General features: G+C 74.5%; 15 protein-coding genes. 9 read left to right on the plus strand and 6 right to left on the minus strand.

Annotation, left to right across the window (positions count from 1 at the left end):
• Positions 1-153 precede the first annotated feature (153 nt).
• Positions 154-1,878: a phospholipase D-like domain-containing protein gene (locus OG455_RS01200; protein ID WP_266289188.1), complete on the minus strand. Its 1,725-nt coding sequence runs from the start codon at positions 1,876-1,878 to the stop codon at positions 154-156.
• Between the two features lie 303 nt (positions 1,879-2,181).
• On the opposite strand from OG455_RS01200, the gene OG455_RS01205 reads away from it, so the two are divergent.
• Positions 2,182-3,231 carry a TIGR03617 family F420-dependent LLM class oxidoreductase gene (locus OG455_RS01205; RefSeq protein ID WP_266289190.1) on the plus strand — a complete coding sequence of 350 codons (1,050 nt, stop codon included), beginning with the start codon at positions 2,182-2,184 and terminating at the stop codon, positions 3,229-3,231.
• A gap of 198 nt (positions 3,232-3,429) precedes the next feature.
• On the plus strand, positions 3,430-4,290 hold the full coding sequence (locus tag OG455_RS01210; RefSeq protein WP_266289192.1) for a DUF4118 domain-containing protein: 861 nt from the start codon (positions 3,430-3,432) through the stop codon (positions 4,288-4,290).
• A gap of 393 nt (positions 4,291-4,683) precedes the next feature.
• Here the strand turns inward: OG455_RS01210 and OG455_RS01215 are convergent, their stop codons facing one another.
• The 3 genes from OG455_RS01215 to OG455_RS01225 form a co-directional block, all read right to left on the minus strand.
• Positions 4,684-5,133, minus strand: a complete 450-nt coding sequence (locus OG455_RS01215) for a universal stress protein (RefSeq protein ID WP_266289194.1) — start codon at positions 5,131-5,133, stop codon at positions 4,684-4,686.
• A 154-nt stretch (positions 5,134-5,287) separates the two neighbouring features.
• Positions 5,288-5,566 (minus strand): hypothetical protein, encoded by a 279-nt coding sequence (locus OG455_RS01220; protein ID WP_266289196.1) that lies wholly within the window; start codon positions 5,564-5,566, stop codon positions 5,288-5,290.
• A gap of 164 nt (positions 5,567-5,730) precedes the next feature.
• Positions 5,731-6,204: a hypothetical protein gene (locus OG455_RS01225; RefSeq protein ID WP_266289198.1), complete on the minus strand. Its 474-nt coding sequence runs from the start codon at positions 6,202-6,204 to the stop codon at positions 5,731-5,733.
• Positions 6,205-6,426: 222 nt separating this feature from the next.
• Here OG455_RS01225 and OG455_RS01230 point away from each other — a divergent pair, with 222 nt between their 5' ends.
• From OG455_RS01230 to OG455_RS01245, 4 genes are all read left to right on the plus strand, one after another.
• Positions 6,427-7,935 carry a S1C family serine protease gene (locus OG455_RS01230; RefSeq protein ID WP_266289200.1) on the plus strand — a complete coding sequence of 503 codons (1,509 nt, stop codon included), beginning with the start codon at positions 6,427-6,429 and terminating at the stop codon, positions 7,933-7,935.
• A 250-nt stretch (positions 7,936-8,185) separates the two neighbouring features.
• Positions 8,186-9,685: a glutamate synthase subunit beta gene (locus OG455_RS01235; RefSeq protein WP_266289202.1), complete on the plus strand. Its 1,500-nt coding sequence runs from the start codon at positions 8,186-8,188 to the stop codon at positions 9,683-9,685.
• A gap of 154 nt (positions 9,686-9,839) precedes the next feature.
• Positions 9,840-10,388: an ATP-binding protein gene (locus OG455_RS01240; protein ID WP_266289204.1), complete on the plus strand. Its 549-nt coding sequence runs from the start codon at positions 9,840-9,842 to the stop codon at positions 10,386-10,388.
• A 122-nt stretch (positions 10,389-10,510) separates the two neighbouring features.
• Positions 10,511-11,170 carry an MOSC domain-containing protein gene (locus OG455_RS01245; protein WP_266289206.1) on the plus strand — a complete coding sequence of 220 codons (660 nt, stop codon included), beginning with the start codon at positions 10,511-10,513 and terminating at the stop codon, positions 11,168-11,170.
• Between the two features lie 92 nt (positions 11,171-11,262).
• Here the strand turns inward: OG455_RS01245 and OG455_RS01250 are convergent, their stop codons facing one another.
• The gene (locus OG455_RS01250; RefSeq protein ID WP_266289208.1) at positions 11,263-11,658 is read right to left on the minus strand and encodes a transglycosylase SLT domain-containing protein; all 396 of its coding nucleotides are present in this window, start codon (positions 11,656-11,658) and stop codon (positions 11,263-11,265) included.
• A gap of 568 nt (positions 11,659-12,226) precedes the next feature.
• On the opposite strand from OG455_RS01250, the gene OG455_RS01255 reads away from it, so the two are divergent.
• Positions 12,227-13,564, plus strand: a complete 1,338-nt coding sequence (locus OG455_RS01255; RefSeq protein WP_266289210.1) for a DUF2252 domain-containing protein — start codon at positions 12,227-12,229, stop codon at positions 13,562-13,564.
• A gap of 194 nt (positions 13,565-13,758) precedes the next feature.
• Positions 13,759-15,024, plus strand: coding sequence for a multicopper oxidase domain-containing protein (locus OG455_RS01260; protein ID WP_266289212.1), 1,266 nt, complete (start codon positions 13,759-13,761; stop codon positions 15,022-15,024).
• A gap of 75 nt (positions 15,025-15,099) precedes the next feature.
• Here OG455_RS01260 and OG455_RS01265 read toward each other — a convergent pair whose 3' ends face one another.
• A complete protein-coding gene (locus OG455_RS01265) occupies positions 15,100-16,728 on the minus strand; it encodes an FAD-dependent monooxygenase (protein ID WP_266289214.1) in 1,629 nt (542 codons plus the stop codon).
• A gap of 235 nt (positions 16,729-16,963) precedes the next feature.
• Between OG455_RS01265 and OG455_RS01270 the strand changes: the two genes are divergently transcribed.
• On the plus strand, positions 16,964-18,247 hold the full coding sequence (locus tag OG455_RS01270; protein ID WP_266289216.1) for a SchA/CurD-like domain-containing protein: 1,284 nt from the start codon (positions 16,964-16,966) through the stop codon (positions 18,245-18,247).

Raw genomic sequence — 18,247 nt, forward strand, 5'->3', positions numbered from 1 at the left:
CAACTCGGTTCCGGACGACGAAGGTTAGGCGAGCGATCGGCGCCCACCGGCGGGCCCTGACGGAATCTTGACGGCAGCGCCCGTCAGGATTTCGTCAAGATCCTTCCGCCAAGCCATGGTTGACGGTCGATGGTCGGCGACCGCACCCCGGGCTCAGGCCGAGCAGAGCCCGCGGGCGTAGTCCACGGTCGCGGCGGCCTGCGAGTACTGCCACTCCGGCGCCAGCAACCGCGCGTCCAGCTGTGCGGCGGCGGCCTGATCCTCCGTCACGTACCCGAAGTCCTGCAGCCAGGCGGGGTAGAGGTTCTTGGAGCCGAGGTAGAACGCCGCGCCGTCCACCGACACCAGCTTGTGGTGCAGCGCGTAGGGGTGCCCGTCGGCCCACCGGTCACCTGGCGCGGCCCGGAAGGCGGCGAGCTGCAGGTTCTGGCACACGGTGGCCCTGGCGCCCGCCCGGTCCTGGCCGGTGACCGCGCTGACCCGGTCCAGCAGCACATCGCTGACCTCGGAGAGCGAGGTGATCTGCGAGTACCCGCCGCTGCCGACCGCGCCCCGGTTCGCCGGGTCACTGACCACGATCCGCACCTTGACCCCGGCGGCGAGCTTGGCCGCGAGGGCGTCGTAGAGGCGGGCGTCGTAGCGCGGCAGCGGCGGGCAGGTGCCGTTCAGGTCCTGCTGGGATATCTCGATGTGGCTGGTGGCGCTGGCGACCAGCGCGCGCAACGCGCTCTCCTGCGGGTTCACGGTCGCGTAGTCGCGGTCGGCGTTGGTGCGATCGGGCAGGTTCAGCGGCCCGCAGGCCGTGGCCGGGCCGCTCACCGGCGCGCTGACCGGCGGCAGTTGGAAGGACGAGGCGGGGTCCACCGCCTGGATGCCGACTCCCAGGCCACCGACCGCGATCACCGGCACGGAGCCGGTGGCGGCCGGGGCCGGATCGGCGTCCTGCTCCAGGGTGGCCAGGCAGCCGGCGCCGTTGGAGGCGGCGAACCACGCGGCCGAGAGGGGCCCGCTGTTGCGGCAGGTCCAGCCCCACAGCGTGTCCAGGTAGCGGCCGGCGGTCGAGGCGGCCGGTCCGCTCAACGCGAGGTCGGCGTCGGTGACCGGGTGCGCGGTCTCCAGGTAGTCGGCCTTCCAGTCGTTGATGCCGCCGGCGATCACGCTCCGGCCGTCGACCACCAGGAGCTTCGAGTGGTTCCAGGAGAAGGCGGTCCTGGCCGTGGTCATCGAGGCCACGTCGAGGGTGACCGACCCGGCCGCGGGCCCCAGCTTCGCGACCAGCTCGTCGCGGTAGGAGCTGGGCAGCACGTTGATGTTGTACAGCGGCGCGGCGCCGACCAGGATCCGCACCCGCAGCTGGTGGCCCGAGGCCACCGCCGACTTGAGCCCGGCCACGATGGCGTCCTCGAAGGCGCCGTTCGGCAGCGGGGCGAGCGAGGAGATGTCCACCGTGCGGGTGGCGGCCGCGATGTTCGCGGTCATCTTCGCCAGCAGCGCCTGGCTGCCCGGACGGTCGGCGCAGCTCGGATCGCCCCAGCAGCCCGGGGTCTGCAGCAGCCAGCCGCCCGGGTCGCCGGCGGGGGCGTCCAGCGCGTTGCCGTCCGTGCGCTGCCAGACCGTTCCCTCCAGCCCAGGCGAGACCTGACGCAGCGTCTGCTCGACGGCGTCCAGGTGCGGGGTGGCACTGGCGGCGGAGGCACTGGGGCTGGTCGCCGAAGGGGCAGCCGCCGGGGCCACTGGTGCCGGAGTGGCCGGCGCCGGAGCCGCGAGCGCGGGCACGGCCGGCGCGGCGGCGAGGATGCCGGCGAAGGTCGCGGCAAGGGTCAGCACCGAGCGCGCCGGACGGCGGTGCGAGCGGGAGGAGGCCCTGGGCAGAGGCATATGACGGCCCTTCACGAAAGCGGAACAGATGTTCACTGAACTGACCCGGCAAAGCTACTGCTCGGTCACCTTCCGTTTCGACAACTCACCGACCGTTCCAGCCGGTCGGCGGGGGCATTCCCGCCGACCGACGGGTGTCCCGCGCGGCCGTCCCGGCGTGGGAGAGCAGTCCCCGCGTGGGAGAGCAGGCCCGGCGTGGGAGAGCAGTCCCGGCGTGGGAGAGCAGTCCCGGCGTGGGAGGGCAGGCCGGCATGGGAGGGTACGAGGGCAACGCCACCGACCTGCCGCCAGGAGCCACCCCCGATGGACCGCCCGCCCGCCACGTTCCGCCTCGACGCCCCCGCCTCCGGGCAACCCGCCGGCATCCTCGCCGCCGCCGAGCAGGCCGAACGCCGGGGCATGGACCGCCTGGTGGTCGCCGAGATGGCCCACGACCCGTTCCTGCAACTGGCCAGGGCGGCCGACCGCACCAGCACGATCGAGCTGGCCACCGGGGTCGCGGTCGCCTTCGCCCGCACCCCGATGACCCTCGCCTACCAGGCTTGGGGACTGCACGAGGCCTCCGGCGGACGGGCCGTCATCGGCCTGGGCTCGCAGGTCAAGCCGCACATCGAGAAGCGCTTCGGCATGCCCTGGGACCGCCCGGCCGCCCGGATGCGCGAGTACGTCCACGCGGTGCGCGCGATCTGGCACAGCTGGCAGACCGGCGAGCGGCTCAGGTTCCGCGGTGACTTCTACACCCACACCCTGATGACCCCGCTCTTCTCCCCCGACCCGATCCCCACCGGGGTGCCGCGGATCCTGCTGGCCGGCGTCGGGCCGCTGATGACCCGCACCGCCGGCGCGGTCGCCGACGGATTCCTCAGCCACCCCTTCACCTCCGTCGACTACCTCACCGAGCAGGTGCTGCCGGGCCTCACCGCGGCCCGCGCGCAGGCCGAGGCCGAGGGCGCGCCGTGGACCAGGAGGCCGTTCGAGATCGTCGGCAACGTGCTCACCGCGACCGGCCGCACCGAGGAGGAACTGCGGGCCAACCTGGCCGGGGTGCGCGAGCGCCTGGCCTTCTACGCCTCCACCCCCGCCTACCGGCCGGTGCTGGCCCAGCACGGCTGGGCGGAGCTGCACGAGGAGTTGCACCGCCTCTCGCTACGCGGGCGGTGGCAGCAGATGGCCGAGCTGATCGACGACGAGGTGTTCGCCGCCTTCGCGGTCGCCGGGACGGTGCCGGAGGTCGCCCGCGAGATCCACCGCCGCTACGCCGGGCTGGCCGACCGGATCTCCGTCAGCCTGGGCGAGGAGGCCGACCCGGAGCTCGCCCTGGACGTCCTGGCGGCCGTGCGCGACCTGGGCTGAGCAACCGCGCCGAGGCGCGCGTGCGCCCGGGGCCGCCAGGGGCTGCCCGGACACCACGCGCGGCGGGACCTGCCGGACAGGCCCCGGCCCCCAGCCCCCAGGTCCCGGCGCGGCACCGCGCATGGATCGCGTCAACACCGGGCCCGTACCGCGCGCGTGGCGCGGTGGGCTGCTACACCGGAGGGCAGGAGGTGTGTGATGCTTCGCAGTCCCATCCGGCCCACCGACCGGACACCCCGCCCGAGCCCCCGGCAGCACCCCGGTCGGCGCCCAGCTCGGCGTCCCGGCCGGAACAGCAGCGGGGCCACCGCTCGGCACCCGGCCCATGGCCCGCTCGCCCTGCTCGCCGCCGTGGCCGCGCCCCTGGCGCTCTGCGCGGTGCTGCTGCCCTTCCGGGGCGGCATCGCCAACACCAATGTCGCGCTGCTGCTGGTCGTCGTGGTGGTCGCGGTGGCCGCCCTGGGCCGGCGGTCGGCCGGAGCCGTCGCCGCCGTGGTCGCCGCGCTCTGCTTCGACTTCTTCTTCACACGTCCGTACGAGCAGTTCGCGATCAGCAAGTCGGCCGACCTGACCACGGCCGCGCTGCTGCTGGCGGTCGGCCTGGCGGTCTCCCAGCTGGCCGCCCGGGCCCGGCGCTTCCGGGTCCTGGCGATCACCGACGCCGGCTACCTGACCCGGATCCGCGACACCGCCGCGCTCGCGCGCAGTGCCAACTCGGCGCTGACAGTGGTCGACCAGGTGCGCGACCAGCTGGTCGAGCTGCTCCAACTGCGCGGCTGCCGCTTCGAGTACGGCTCCCTGCTCGGCCGCCCGCCGCGGCTGGAGCACGACGGCTCCATCGTGGTCGGGCAGCGGAGCTGGGACGCCGACCGGCTCGGCCTGCCGGACGAGGACGTGGAGCTGCGGATGTTCGGCAACGGCACCTACATCGGCCGCTTCATGCTCGAACCCACCCCGGGTGCCGTGCCCTCGCGCCAGGCCAGACTGGTCGCCGTCACCCTGGCCTCCCAGGCCGGTGCGGCGCTCGACTCACTGCACCGCCCGGCGAAGGCCGCCTGAGCCGCGGCCGTCGAACCACCGAACCGCACCAGCGCCTGAACCGCGCCGAGCGCCCGACGGTGTGCCGGGGGCGCGCGACCGTTCCCCGGTCGCGCGCCCCCTCCCCAACACCTGGCCGCCGATGCCGTCACCGAAAAGCCGGTGCGCTCCCATCGGCGCGGCCCCGCCTGGTCCCCCACGGACGAAGCGGTGCCTTACCTCGTCCCGAACACTAACCACCGCCCGATCGATTCCACGCCGCCCTGACGCGCCCTTGGCGCCCAGCGAGCCGATCTTGACACTTCGCTGGCACCGGACCTGGCAGCAGCCCTGGCACCGGACCTGGCACCGGACCTGGCACCGGACCTGGCAGCAGCCCTGGCACCGGCCGCCGAAGCCCGGCTCAGACGGCGTTCACCGCTCCTCCGGCCGAACGATCACCACCGGGCAAGGCGCCTGCCGCGCGACCTCGGTGCTCACCGAGCCGAGCAGCGCCCGCGCGACCGAGCCGTGGCCGCGGCTGCCGACCACCAGCACCTCCGCCCCGCGCCCCGCTTCCAGCAGCGCCTCCACCGGATCACCTCGCACCAGCAGCTCCCGTACCGCCACCGGCCGTTCACCCGCACCCAGCACCGCGTCGAGCTCCTCGGTGAAGCGGCGCCGGGTGACGTCCTCATCGAAGGTGGTGTCCACCACCGGCGCCGACCAGCCGAAGTTCACCGGCAGCTCGACCACGCCGACCACCTCCACCACCCCGCCCAGCAGCCTCGCGTGCCCGACCGCCCAGCGCAGCGCGGCCCGTGACGACGGCGACCCGTCGACACCGACCACCACCCGGGGCGGCACACCGTCGTTCCCGGCCATCCGCACTCACCTCACCTCAGCTCGGGGCGGCCCCGTCGTCCGCCGGGTGCCCGCACGGCCGCGGCGGGCCCGGCGACCCAGGCGGTCACCGGTGCCCACCGAGCCCCTCGGAGCCAGTGCCCCTCAGAACCCGTGCCCCCTCAGAACCCGTGTCTCAGTACGCCGGCTGCCGAGGCCAGCCACCGCTCCCTTCCCGGTGCAGCACCCATCGGGCCGCCCACCAGAGCATCGCCAGCACGGTGGCGCCCCAGAACACGGAGAAGAGGATCAGGATCCACAGGGTGGAGATCTGGGCCGCCGCGAGGCCGAGCCCCATCGAGATGCCCACCATCCACACCACGGCCCAGGTGGGAATCTCGGCCACCTCGTGCACCACGTCGTGCGCGGGGTGCGCCTGCTCCTGACCCCGGTTGAAGTCGGGATGTTCCGCCATCACCACCACCTCCGCTTCCGAGCGCTCAGCGGCCAGGGCGGCCGCAGCAGCCGCGGCAGCCGAAACGGCCACGACAGAGCCCCCTCCCATCGTGCCCCCGCGCCCACCGCGCCGCCGCCCGGCGCGGGTCAGGCCTGCCGTGCGGCCGCCGTGCCCCGGACGGCCTATGCCGTCGGCCGTGTCCACCTGGTGAGCACCCGAGGCTCCCGCTGCGGCGCCGGCCAGATCTGCAGGCGGATGTCCTCGGAGGCGAAGCCCCGCGGGTCCGCGGCGGCGGCGTCCAGGCCGGAGCGGGCGGCACGCACCCGGAGCCATCCCACCGGGACGTCGAACCGGGCGGCGTCGGGCAGGTAGTCGGAGCAGCCGAGAACCGTCAGGCACCCCGAGGGCACGTGCAGGGCGGCCTCCACCACGTGGTCGAAGTCGGCGCTGTCGTCCACCGGCTCGTCGTCGAGGAGGTCCACCGTGACAGCGACGTGCATGTTGTTCACGGTGCCGAGGAGCACGATGCCGTCGGCGACGCCGACACCGTCGAGCACCGCCTGTGCGGACCAGGCCCGGCCCAGGTCGTCGTCGGAGTCCTCGTCCATGACGTGGATCTGGTGGTAGTCGGCGAAAATCTTCAGTCGGGTCGTCACCGGGCCATCATCAACGACCGGTAGGACAGTCAGATCGGACGGGCCACCCGCCGGACGCCGCGGCGCCAGGTTTCCGCAGCACCAGGTTAAAGAACAAGCTCATTCCTCCCTCACGTACTTCAAGGTGATTGCTCGCATCATGGAGGGAGGTGGAACCCGCTCGGCTCCTCGGAGTCAGAGCCTCTTCGGCTGATGTCGGCACGAGCTTCTGTTGGGGCGGTCATGAGCGAAAATCACGGCGCGGACGAATCGACCCGATCCGGTGGCCCGGAGCAGTACGGCCACCCCGACAGCCACGGCAGCGACCACGGCAGCGACCGGGGCGGCGACCGGGGCGGCGCACCCGGCGCAGACCAGGCCCCCGGCTCCGGCACCAGCCACGGCACCAGCCACGGCACCGGCCCCGCCGTCCCTCCCGGCGGCTGGGGCCCGCCGCCGCTGCCGGGCACGGCCGTCCCGGGCGCGCCGCCGACCCCGCCGTCCGGCCACCTCCCCCCACCGCCGCCCCCGTATCCGCCCGGCGGCTGGGGCCCGCCCCAGCACGGCTACCCGCCGGTGCCGCCGCGGCGCGGGCGCGCGGGGCGGACCTCGCTGGTGCTGCTGGCGGTGGTCATGGCCGGCGTGCTGGCGGGGGTCGGCCTCGACCACGCGTTCTGGCAGCAGCGGGACGCCGCCTCGCCGCTCCGGCCCGCCAACCCGGCGGCGCCCTTCACGCAGTCGGGCGCGGGCGGGAGCAGCGGTTCCGGCGCGGGCGCGGGAGTGGCCACCGCGGTCGACCCGACGCTGGTGAACATCGACGTCGCGGTCGGCTACCAGGGCGCCGAGGCGGCCGGGACCGGCATCGTGCTCTCCAGCTCCGGCGAGGTGCTCACCAACAACCACGTGATCGACGGCGCCACCTCGATCAGCGCGACCGATGTGGGCAACGGCCACACCTACACCGCCACGGTGGTCGGCTACGACCGCACCGGCGACCTGGCGGTGATCCAGCTGAAGGACGCCTCCGGACTGGCGCCCGCGAAGCTCGGCGACTCCTCGAAGGTCGCCGTGGGTGACACGGTGACGGCGATCGGCAACGCCGGCGGCACCAACCGGACCCCGACCGCGGCCTCGGGCAGCGTGACCGCGCTCAACCAGGACATCACCGCGAGCGACGAGGGCAGCGGCACCTCCGAGCAGCTCAGCGGCATGATCCAGGTGGACGCGGACGTGCAGCCCGGCGACTCCGGCGGTTCGCTGGTGGACTCCTCCGGGGCGGTGATCGGCATCGACACCGCCGGCTCCGACGGCTCCGGATCGCAGCAGCAGGCCGCCTCGCAGGGCTTCGCGATCCCGATCGACGCGGCGCTGCCGCTGGCCCAGCAGATGGAGGCGGGCAAGGCGAGCACCGAGGTGCACATCGGCCCGACGGCGTTCCTCGGCGTGGAGGTCGCCACCGGCTCCGGAGCGGGCTCGGGCCAGGGCTCGGGCTCGGGCTCGGGCCAGGGCTCCGGCTCCGGCTCCGGCGTCCCGATCGCCGGGGTGGTCCAGGGCTCCCCCGCCGCGCAGGCCGGGCTCGCCCAGGGCGATGAGATCACCGCCGTCGACGGCCGGACCGTGCTCGACCCGGACGCGCTCACCGATCTGATGAGCAGCCAGACCCCGGGCAGCCAGGTGAGCGTCCAGTGGGTCGACGCCGCCGGTGCCCAGCACAGCGCCACGGTCACCCTCACCACCGGCCCGGCCGACTGAGCCGACCGGCGCCCGGGAACACCGCTCGTGAGGAGCCCCCTCCCGGTGCCGGCGGTGTTCCCGGGCCCGGTCCCGCTACCGGCGGCGCCCCGGCGAGCGTACGGTTTCAGACAGAGCACCTCCGCAGGCCGCCGACGCCCGAGCGGCCCCCGCCGGCACCGCACAGCCACTCCAGCACCACCACCCGCACCACCCACCCGCACCACCCACCCGCACCACCACCCGCACCACCCACCCGCCCGGGGCACCGATGGCCGATCCGATGGCGTTCTTCAGCACCCCTCGGCAGGAGCGGGCCCGCCGCACACTCCCCGAGCGGGCGCACGACTCGGCCGAGGTCTACCGGCCCCGCGCCCTGCTGCCGATCGTCGGCACCCAGGCCACCCGCTGCATGGACTGCGGGCTGCCGTTCTGCCACCGGGCGTGCCCGCTGGGCAACCTGATCCCCGAGTGGAACCAGCTGGTCGCCGCCGACGACTGGCAGGCCGCCGCCCACCGGCTGGCGGCCACCAACAACTTCCCCGAGTTCACCGGACGGCTCTGCCCGGCTCCCTGCGAGAGCGCCTGCGTGCTGGCGATCGACGGCGAGCCGGTGACGATCAAGAACATCGAGCTGGCGATCGCCGACCGCGCCTGGGAGGACGGCTGCGAGGGCCCGCGGCCACCCGCGCACAGCACCGGCCGGACAGTGGCCGTGGTCGGCTCCGGCCCGGCCGGCCTGGCCGCCGCCCAGCAGCTGACCCGCGCCGGGCACGCCGTGACGGTCTACGAGAGCGCCGACCGCCCGGGCGGACTGCTGCGCTACGGCATCCCCGACTTCCGGCTGGAGAAGCACCGGCTGGACCGGCGGATCGGCCAGCTCCGCGCCGAGGGCACCAGGTTCTGCACCGGCGTGCGGGTCGGTGAGGACCTGGCGGCGGACCTGCTCCGGGAGAGCCACGACGCGCTGGTGATCGCCACCGGCGCCCCGGTCTGTCGTGAACTGGAGGTGCCAGGGCGCGAGTTCACCGGCATCCGGCAGGCCATGGAGTACCTGCCGCTGGCCAACCGGGTCGCCGCCGGCGACCTCGGCGGATCCCCGCTCAGCGCCCGGGGGTGCCGGGTGGTGGTGATCGGCGGCGGCGACACCGCGGCCGACTGCGTGGGTACCGCGCTGCGCCAGCACGCGCTGGACATCCAGCAGGTCGACATCAACCCCCGGCCGCCGGCCGCCCGGTCCACCGCGCAGCCGTGGCCGGTGCACGCGAAGGTCTACCGCGAGACCACCTCGCACGAGGAGGCCAACGCGCTGCACCCCGAGGACGACGGCATCCGGACCTTCGCCGCCACCACCGTCGCCTTCGAGGGCGACCGAAGCGGCCACGTGACCGCCGTCCGGCTGGCCCGCACGGCGAGCGGCGGCCGCCGACCGGTGCCCGGGAGCGAGAGCGCCCTGCCGGCCGACCTCGTGCTGCTCGCGCTCGGCTTCCGCGGCCCGGACCGGAGCAGCCGGCTGGTTCGCCAGCTCGGCCTGCCCGCCACCGCCGACGGCGCCCTCGCCAGGGACCACGCCTTCGCCTCCCCGGTGGACGGTGTCTTCATCGCGGGCGACGCCGGCCGCGGCCAGTCGCTGATCGTCTGGGCCATCGCCGAAGGCCGCTCGGCCGCCGCGGCGGTGCACCGCTACCTCACCGGCAGCGACGAGCTGCCGGCCCCGATCACCCCGCAGGACGGCGCCATCGCGGCCGAGGACCACGGCGGCGCCGGCTGACCCGGGCGGCTCCCGCCCCGCCCCGCGCCCGTCCCCCCACCGTCACCGTCCCCCCACCGTCACCGTCACCGTCACGTTCTGCGAACGTACCCGCATGGATCCGCCCCGGGCGGGCAGGCGACCAGTGCGGGAGCAGCTGAGGAGGATGGTTCGGGTGAGCGTGCAGAGTGTCCGGCCCACGGCGAGCGTCGCCGCCGTCCGGCGCGGTCGCGGCTCGCTGGGGCGAGCGGCGCGGCGCGGGCTGGGCCGGACGCGCGAGCTGGGTCGGCTGCTCGGGCGGGGACGGCCGCCCGCGTCGGGGCGCGGACGGCGGCGCGCGGTGCTCAAGGTGCCCCGGCAGGTACGTGACTGCCGGGAGTTCACCCGCCGCACGCTGGGCGACTGGGGTTGGCTGCCGGCCGCCGACCGGGCAGGCCGCGAGTGGGCGGACGACGTGCTGCTGCTGGTCTCCGAGCTGGCCACCAACGCCTTCCTGCACGCGGGCGGCCCCGAGTACCTGCGCCTGCGCCGCGGCCGGCACGCGCTGCGGGTCGAGGTCGCCGACCGCGAGGGCGACCGCCTGCGACCGCACCGCCCCGACCCGCTGCGCCCCGGCGGCTACGGCCTGCACCTGGTGCACGAGCTGGCCGCGGACTGGGGTGTGGCACCGCACCGGCGGCGGCGCGGCAAGTCGGTCTGGTTCGAGGTCCGCACACCGCGCTGACCGCCTGCCGGCAGGCCCCGTCGCGGTGGCCGGCGAGACTCCGCTCCCCGCGGACCCCGCGAGCCCTGCGGTCACTCCCTAATACCGTCGCCTCGATGCCACGCAGCCCGTACGGTCGGGCCATGGAACTGCTCAGCGTCAATGTCGGCCGGCCCCGGCCCAACCCCTGGAAGGACCTGCGCAACACGGGCATCGACAAGCAGCCGGTCGACGGCCCGGTCGCCGTGCACGCCCCCGGGCCGAAGGGCACCGGCGAGGTCGGCCTCGCCGGCGACCGGGTGTTCGACGTGAAGAACCACGGCGGCGCCGACCAGGCCGTCTACGCCTACGCCCGCGAGGATCTCGACGACTGGGCGGCCCAGTTGGGGCGGCCCCTGCACGGCGGCGTCTTCGGGGAGAACCTCACGACCGCGGGGCTGGACGTCAACGGCGCCCTGATCGGCGAGCGCTGGCGGATCGGCTCGGACGTCGTCCTGGAGGTGTCGTGCCCGCGGATCCCGTGCGGGACCTTCCAGGGCTGGCTGGAGCGGGACGGCTGGATCAAGCAGTTCACCCGGGCCGCTCGCCCGGGCGCGTACCTGCGCGTGATCGAGCCCGGCGACCTGTGCGCGGGCGACCGGATCGAGATCGTGCACCGGCCCGACCACGACGTGACGGTCGCGCTGGTCTTCCGCGCCCTGACCCTGGAGCCGGACCTGCTGCCCCGCCTGCTGATCGCCGACGCGCTGCCGCAGGAGGGCAAGGACCTGGCCCGCAGGCGCTCCGCCCGCGATCACGGGTGACGGCCGCCCGAAGGCAGACCGCCGTCACCCGTGATCGCGGGCGCCCATGACGGAGCCCCCCTCGCGAGGGGGGCTCCGTCATGGGGTGGCTGTCAGTAGTTGTGGTGGATCTGCCAGTACGCCCACGCCTGGTTCGGGCTGCCGTACCGCGAGTTCATGTAGTCGTACGCCCACTTGATCTGCGTACCCGCGTTGGTCTGCCAGTCCGCACCCGCCGACGCCATCTTCGAACCCGGCAACGCCTGCGCCAGACCGTACGCACCCGAGGACGGATTCGTCGCCGTCACGTTCCAACCACTCTCATGCGCGATGATCTGGTCGAACGACGCCAACTGGTCACCCGGCACCACACTCGCCGCGATCTCCTGCGGCGTCGCCGCCGACGCGGCCGACGGAGCCACAGCGGCACCCAACGCCGCGATACCAGCAGCCGAAACAAGAAGAGCAGCAGACTTACGCACACGAGAAGCAGAGAAAACGGCGTTCAAACGACAACCTCAATCAGACAGGGCACAGCCCACCCGCACCGCACACGGACGGCGCACGAACAACAAGGGCGGAAAGCACCAGGCACCCGACACACAACGGCACAGGCACCGAACGGAAAACCACGACCGGACCCGAAGACCCGGACACCGCGGCTGGCGACTGGACCAATTGTTAGCAACCACCACCACCCCCGCCAAGACCCCCCACCTACGACCCGACCCCGTAGACCACCCACCCCCACCACACCCCCCGAACCCACCCCGCTACCCCCCAACCCACCACCCAAACCACCCCGAACCATAAAAAACCGGACACCCCGACCACCGCCCCCACCAGCACGAACACCCCCACCACCCCCACCCCACGGACCAACCCCAACCCAAACCCCCAACCACCGAAAACCCCACCCACCACCACCAACGACCCCCCGTAGTACTCCCGAAACCCGCGTGAGGACCATCACCAACCAACCCCACCCGAGGCCCCTTTCATGGTGATCCGGGCCATATGTCAGCCCCCTCCCCTTCACCCCGCGCGGCGGCCGCCCGGGCGCAGCAGACTGAAGGCATGGGACGCCAGAGCTCGATCACCACCGGCCGGCAGACCCGCAAGCGGGTCCCCCGCTCCTCGCACGGCAGCTGGACACCGGCCCCGGACCGCGCCGACCCCGTCGAGATCCTGGAGCGGCAGGGCGCCAACCGGGTGCCCGAGCTGCTGCCGGTCCGCTACGCGCGGATGGCGGCCACCCGCTTCGGCTTCCTGCGCGGCGCGCCCGCCGTGCTGGCCGCCGACCTCGCGGCCGCACCGCACACCGGCCTCACCGTCCAGCTCTGCGGCGACGCCCACCTCTCCAACTTCGGCGTCTTCGCCTCACCGGAACGCGCCCTGCTCTTCGACCTCAACGACTTCGACGAGACGCTGCCCGGCCCCTTCGAGTGGGACGTCAAGCGGCTGGCCGCCAGCATCGCCGTGGCCGCCGCCGCGAACGAGGAGAGCGAGGCCACCGCCCACGCCGCCGCCCGGGACAGCGCGCGGGCCTACCGCCTCGCGATCCGCCGGCTGGCCGACCGCGGCGAGCTGGACGTCTGGTACGAGCGGGTGGACACCGCCGACCTGCTGCCGCAGGTGCGCAAGAGCGGATACCGCCGACGGGTCGAGGCCAACCTGGCGAAGGCGCGCGGCCGCACCAGCCTGCAGGCCCTGGCCAAGCTCACCGAGCCGGGCAAGGGCGGCACCCCGCGGATCATCCACGACCCGCCGCTGCTCGAACCGCTCGACCGGGCGACCTTCACCAATGTGCGGCAGATCCTCGACGACTACCGGGCCACCCTGCCCGAGGAGCGCGCCCAGCTGCTCGACCGCTTCGAGGTGCTGGACGCGGCCCGCAAGGTGGTCGGCGTCGGCAGTGTCGGCACCCGCTGCTACATCGTGCTGCTGCGCGGCCGCACCACCGGCGAACCGCTCTTCCTCCAGGTGAAGGAGGCCGAGCGCTCCGTCCTCGAAGCACACCTGGCCCCGGCCCGGCACCGCCACCAGGGCCACCGGGTGGTCGCCGGGCAACGCCTGCTGCAGGCGGCGGGCGACAGCTTCCTCGGCTGGTCGACCGGCCCCGGCGGCCGTGAGTTCTACTGGCGGCAGCTGCGCGACATGAAGGGCTCCGCCGTCATCGAGGGCATGCCCGGTGACCTGCTGCTGCGCTACGCCGCGCTCTGCGGCCAGACCCTCGCGCACGGTCACGCCAGGTCCGGCGACCGGGTCGCCATCGCCGCCTACCTCGGTTCCGGCGACTCCTTCGACCGGGCCATCGCCGACTTCGCCCTGCGCTACGCCGAGCAGACCCGCTCCGACCACGCCGCGCTGACCACCGCGATCGCCACCGGCCGGATCACCGCCGCCCCCGGCTGACCACCCCGGCCCTCGCCCCCAGCGGCCCCCAGCGGCCCCCAGGGAGCAACCAGCTCCGCCGACCGGGCGACCCCGGCGCGGACACCGCCCCCGCCGGGGTACAGCTCTGACCTAGCTCCTGTCCGGCGGGAGTTCGAGCTGCGGCGCGGCGGACCAGAGCGCCGGCCGGCTCCCGCCCTCATCGGAAGGGACCCATGTCGGCTGATCAGGCCAGAGACGAGAAACACCCCGGCGGCGCGAGGCACCCCGGCGGACGCACGGACGGCACCGGGCGGCGGTCCGTGGTGCGGAGCCTGCTGGGCGGCGGTGCCGCCGTCGCCCTCGGCGGGGCGACGGCCCAAGGCGCGGCCGCGGCCGCCCCCCGCGCGCGGGCCGCCACCGGGGCAGCCGCGGACCCCCTCGCCGCCGACCCCTTCACCGCCGACACGTTCCAGGCCGGCGGGCGGCTGCGCGAGTACTGGCTGCAGGCCGACTCCTTCGAACACAACCCGGTGGCCAACGGCCGGGACGCCATGATGGGCCATCACTTCACCGCCGGGCAGACCACCTTCCGGGCGATCGGGTACCGCGCCTGGACCGCCGACTGGGGCCGCCCGCTCGACGCCGACCCGGGGCCGGACGGCATCGGCGCCAACTGCGGCATCCCCGGCCCGGTGCTGCGCGCCGAGGTGGGCGACGTGATCCGGGTGCACTTCCGCAACAACGACGAGCACTACCGCTGGCCGCACAGCCTGCACCCGCACGGGGTGCGCTACGACCGCGACAACGACGGCGGTTGGCTGGCCGACGACCCCGACCGCCCGGGCACGGCCGTGCCGTTCGGCGGCAGCCACACCTACACCTGGGTCTGCCCGCCCTCCTCGGTGGGCACCTGGCTCTACCACGACCACTCGGTACCGCAGTCCATCGCCGCCACGCCCGCACCCGGCGGCGCACCCGCCGCACCCGCGCACCAGGGCCACGGGCCGGACGCCGGCGGCGGGCCGGGCGGCAGCCCCGCCGGCGGGTCCGGCGGCGAGGCGGTCATGGAACTCGGCGCGGAACTCGGCCTGTTCGGCGTCCTGGTGGTCACCGACCCGTCGACCCCGAAGGTCGACCGCGAGTTCGTGGTCTTCCTGCACGACGCCTACAAGTCCGACATCCCCTCGCTCGCGCAGAACCTGAACCTGGTCAACGGCGGCGCCTTCCTGGACAACACCCCGACCTTCACGGCCAAGGTCGGCGACCGGGTGCGCTGGCGGATCGCCGCGCTCGGCCAGGAGTTCCACGTGTTCCACCTGCACGGACACCGCTGGCGCAGCACCCAGGGCTACCAGGGCTGGGTGGACTCGCAGATCATCGGCCCCTCCACCACGCTCACCATCGAGTACCGGGAGGACAACCCCGGCGACTGGATCTACCACTGCCACGTCATCCACCACATGATGGGCGGCATGGTGGGCCGTTACCAGGTCACCTGACGGCCCGTCGGTCCATGCCGCCCGTCGGTCCACGCCGCCCACCGGTCCACGCCCACCGGCGGTCGGCCACCGGCGTCAGCTCAGGCTGAACACCTGCCGCAGCACCTCGGCCAGCGTCCGCTCGGGCTCCGGGCCGGCCGTCCGCGCCTGCCAGGCCACGAACCCGTCGGGGCGCACCAGCACCGCGCCGTCGGCCGCCACGCCGTGCAGCCCCGACCAGTCGGCGCCGTCCTCGGGGGCGAGGTCGCCGGCCGGTCCCTCCGCCACCCGGTAGCAGGCGAGCGGCACCCCCAGCCGCTCGGCCGCCCGCTGCCCGGCCGCGTGCCAGGCCCCGCCCTCGGGGCCGGTCAGCAGGACCGGCGTGCGCTCGTAGAGGTCGAGCGTCGAGACCCGGCCGTCCACGCCGCGCAGCCACTGGTGCGGTGCGCGGCCGCCGGGCACCGCCACCGGGCGGAAGTCCTCGGGGATGGCCGGGCCCTGCGGATCGGCCCCGGCCACCGCGGTCGAGGCGTAGCGGTAGCCCAGCACCACCGCCAGCATCCCGGCCTGCCGCCCGGTGCCGGGGCTCACCTCGTAACCGGGGTGGCGGTGCTCGGCGGACCTGGCCGATGCGCGCGCGCCGGTCGCCCGCGCCACCGGGCGCCGCTCGGCGTCGTAGGTCTCCAGCAGCCCGGGCCCCGCCCAGCCGCGCAGCACCGCGGCCAGCTTCCAGGCCAGGTTGTGCGCGTCCTGGATCCCGGTGTTCGAGCCGAACGCCCCGGTGGGCGACATCTCGTGGGCGGAGTCCCCGGCGAGGAAGACCCGGCCCGCGCCATAGCGCTCCGCCACCCGTTCGGCGGCATGCCACGGGGCCTTGCCGGTCACCTCCAGCTCCAGGTCGGGCACGCCGGTGGCGGCGCGGATCAGCGCCACGCAGCGCTCGTCGGTGAAGTCCTCCAGCGCCTCACCGCGGTCCGGGTGCCAGGGCGCGTGGAAGACCCAGTGCTCCTCGTTGTCGACGGGCAGCAGCGCGCCGGCGCCGGCGGGGTTGGTCAGGTAGCAGACGATGAAGCGCCGCTCGCCCACCACGTCCGCCAGCCGCTTGGCCCGGAACGTGATGCTGACGTTGTGGAAGAGGTCGCCCTGGCCCTGCCGGCCGATGCCCAGCGCCTCCCGGACCGGGCTGCGCGGTCCGTCGGCCGCGATCAGGTAGTCCGCCCGCACGGTGCGCTGCTGCCCCGACTCCCGGTCCCTGACCTGGGCCGTCACCCCTTGGTCGTCCTGCTCGAAGGAGACCAGCTCGGTGTTGAAGCGCAGCTCGCCGCCGAGCTCCTGGGCGCAGCCGAGCAGCACCGGCTCCAGGTCGTTCTGGCTGCACAGGCACCAACCGGACGGGCTCAGCCGGCCGAGCGCGCCGCCCGGGTCGATCTGCTTGAAGAGCCACTCCTGATCCGCGCCGGCCAGGGTGTCGGCCTGCAGGATGCCGTGGTTCTCGGAGAGCACGGCGGCGGCTTGGCGGATCCGCGGCTCGACCCCGGCGGTGCGGTAGAGCTCCATGGTGCGCACGTTGTTGCCGCGCCCGCGCGGATGGTGCGACGTGCGCGGATGGCGCTCCACCAGCAGGTGGTCGATGCCGAGGCGGCCGAGGAAGAGCGAGGCGGACAGCCCCACCAGGGAACCGCCCGTGATCAGGACGGGCACGCGGTCATCGACCTTGGGCGTCATGCGGAGTCTCCAGCCGTGCGAGGTGGCGGGGACCGCCGTCGCGGCGGCCCCCGCCTCGGATCTGCCTGAGTCCTAGCTATTCCCAGCGGCCCGGCGCGGCGGGCGGGTTGAGCCGATCTTCACCCGCGCGACTCACGCATCGTGCGCAGATCGTTGCGGTACGTAGTATCGAACGCATGCGATCAGACCCCGGACCGTGCGCGGGGGCCTGGATCCAGCGAGAGGAACAAGCACCGTGACCACCCTGTCCGACCGGCAAGCCCCGCCCGCCACCGCCACGACCTCCCGACTGCGCGTCGTGCTGCTGCTGGATGTGCACGACGGCCAGGAGCAACGCTTCCTGGCCGCCTACGAACAGATCCGCCACCAGGTGGCCGGCGTGCCCGGCCACATCAGCGACCAGCTCTGCCAGTCGCTGGGCAACGCCTCGCAGTGGCTGATCACCAGTGAGTGGGAGGGTGCCGAACCCTTCCTGACCTGGGTGGACAGCGCCGCCCACCGCAAGGTGGTGGAGCCGCTGCACGCCTGCGTCCGGGACACCCGCTCGCTGCGCTTCCTGATCGCCCGCGAGACCCCCGAGCCGGCGGCCGCGGAGCGCCGCCGGGCCGAGGTCGACGCCGCTCCCAGGCAGCAGCCCCTGACCGACCCGCTGCCGACGCCGCCGCTGGCCAGCGGCGGCGTCGTGCGCCACGCGCTGACCTTCACCGTCAAGCCCGGCAGCGAGCGGACGGTCGCCGAGCTGCTGGCCGGCTACCGCTCACCGCGGGCCGAGGTCGACGCCACCACCCGGCTCTGCCGCACGTCGCTCTTCATGCGCGGCAACCGCGTGGTGCGGGCCGTCGAGGTGCGCGGCGACCTGGGCAACGCGCTGCGCCACGTCGCGCAGCAGCCCGAGGTGCGCGCGGTCGAGGAGGCGATCAACCCGCACCTGGAGGAGGCCCGCGACCTCGGCGATCCGGCGTCCGCGCGCGCGTTCTTCGCCCGCGCGGCGCTGCCCGCGGTGCGGCACGTCGGGGGCGGCGGCGCGGGTGCGCCGCGGGACCTGATCCGGCAGGCCTTCCTCTACCCGGTCCGCCAGGGCCACGGCGCCGAGGCGGCGCGCCTGCTCGCCGAGCACGACCAGGCGGCGGCCGGGCAGCCGGGGCACCCGCTGGCGGGCAGCACCATGTTCCTGCACGACGACCTCCTGGTGCGCCTGGTCGACCTGCGGGTGCCCTACCGGCAGGCGCCCGCGCCGGCGGCCGGCTTCGCCCCCGGCCGAGCGCTGGAGGCACTGCGCCACCACCTGGACCTGAGCCAGGAGCAGCAGGCGCAGCTGACGACCGAGCCGGGGATCGCCGACTTCCTGGCCGCACACGCGATGGACCTCGTCACCGACCGCGAGTCGCCGCCCGCGGACCCCGGCGCGGACCGCCCCGCGAAGCGCTCCGCGGCCCAGCACGCCGACCCGCACGCCGACCCGCACACCGACCCGCACGCCCCGGGTGGGGCGCCGTCCTTCGCCGCCACCGGAGAGTGA

It is taken from the genome of Kitasatospora sp. NBC_01287, from assembly GCF_026340565.1.
GTDB lineage: Bacteria > Actinomycetota > Actinomycetes > Streptomycetales > Streptomycetaceae > Kitasatospora.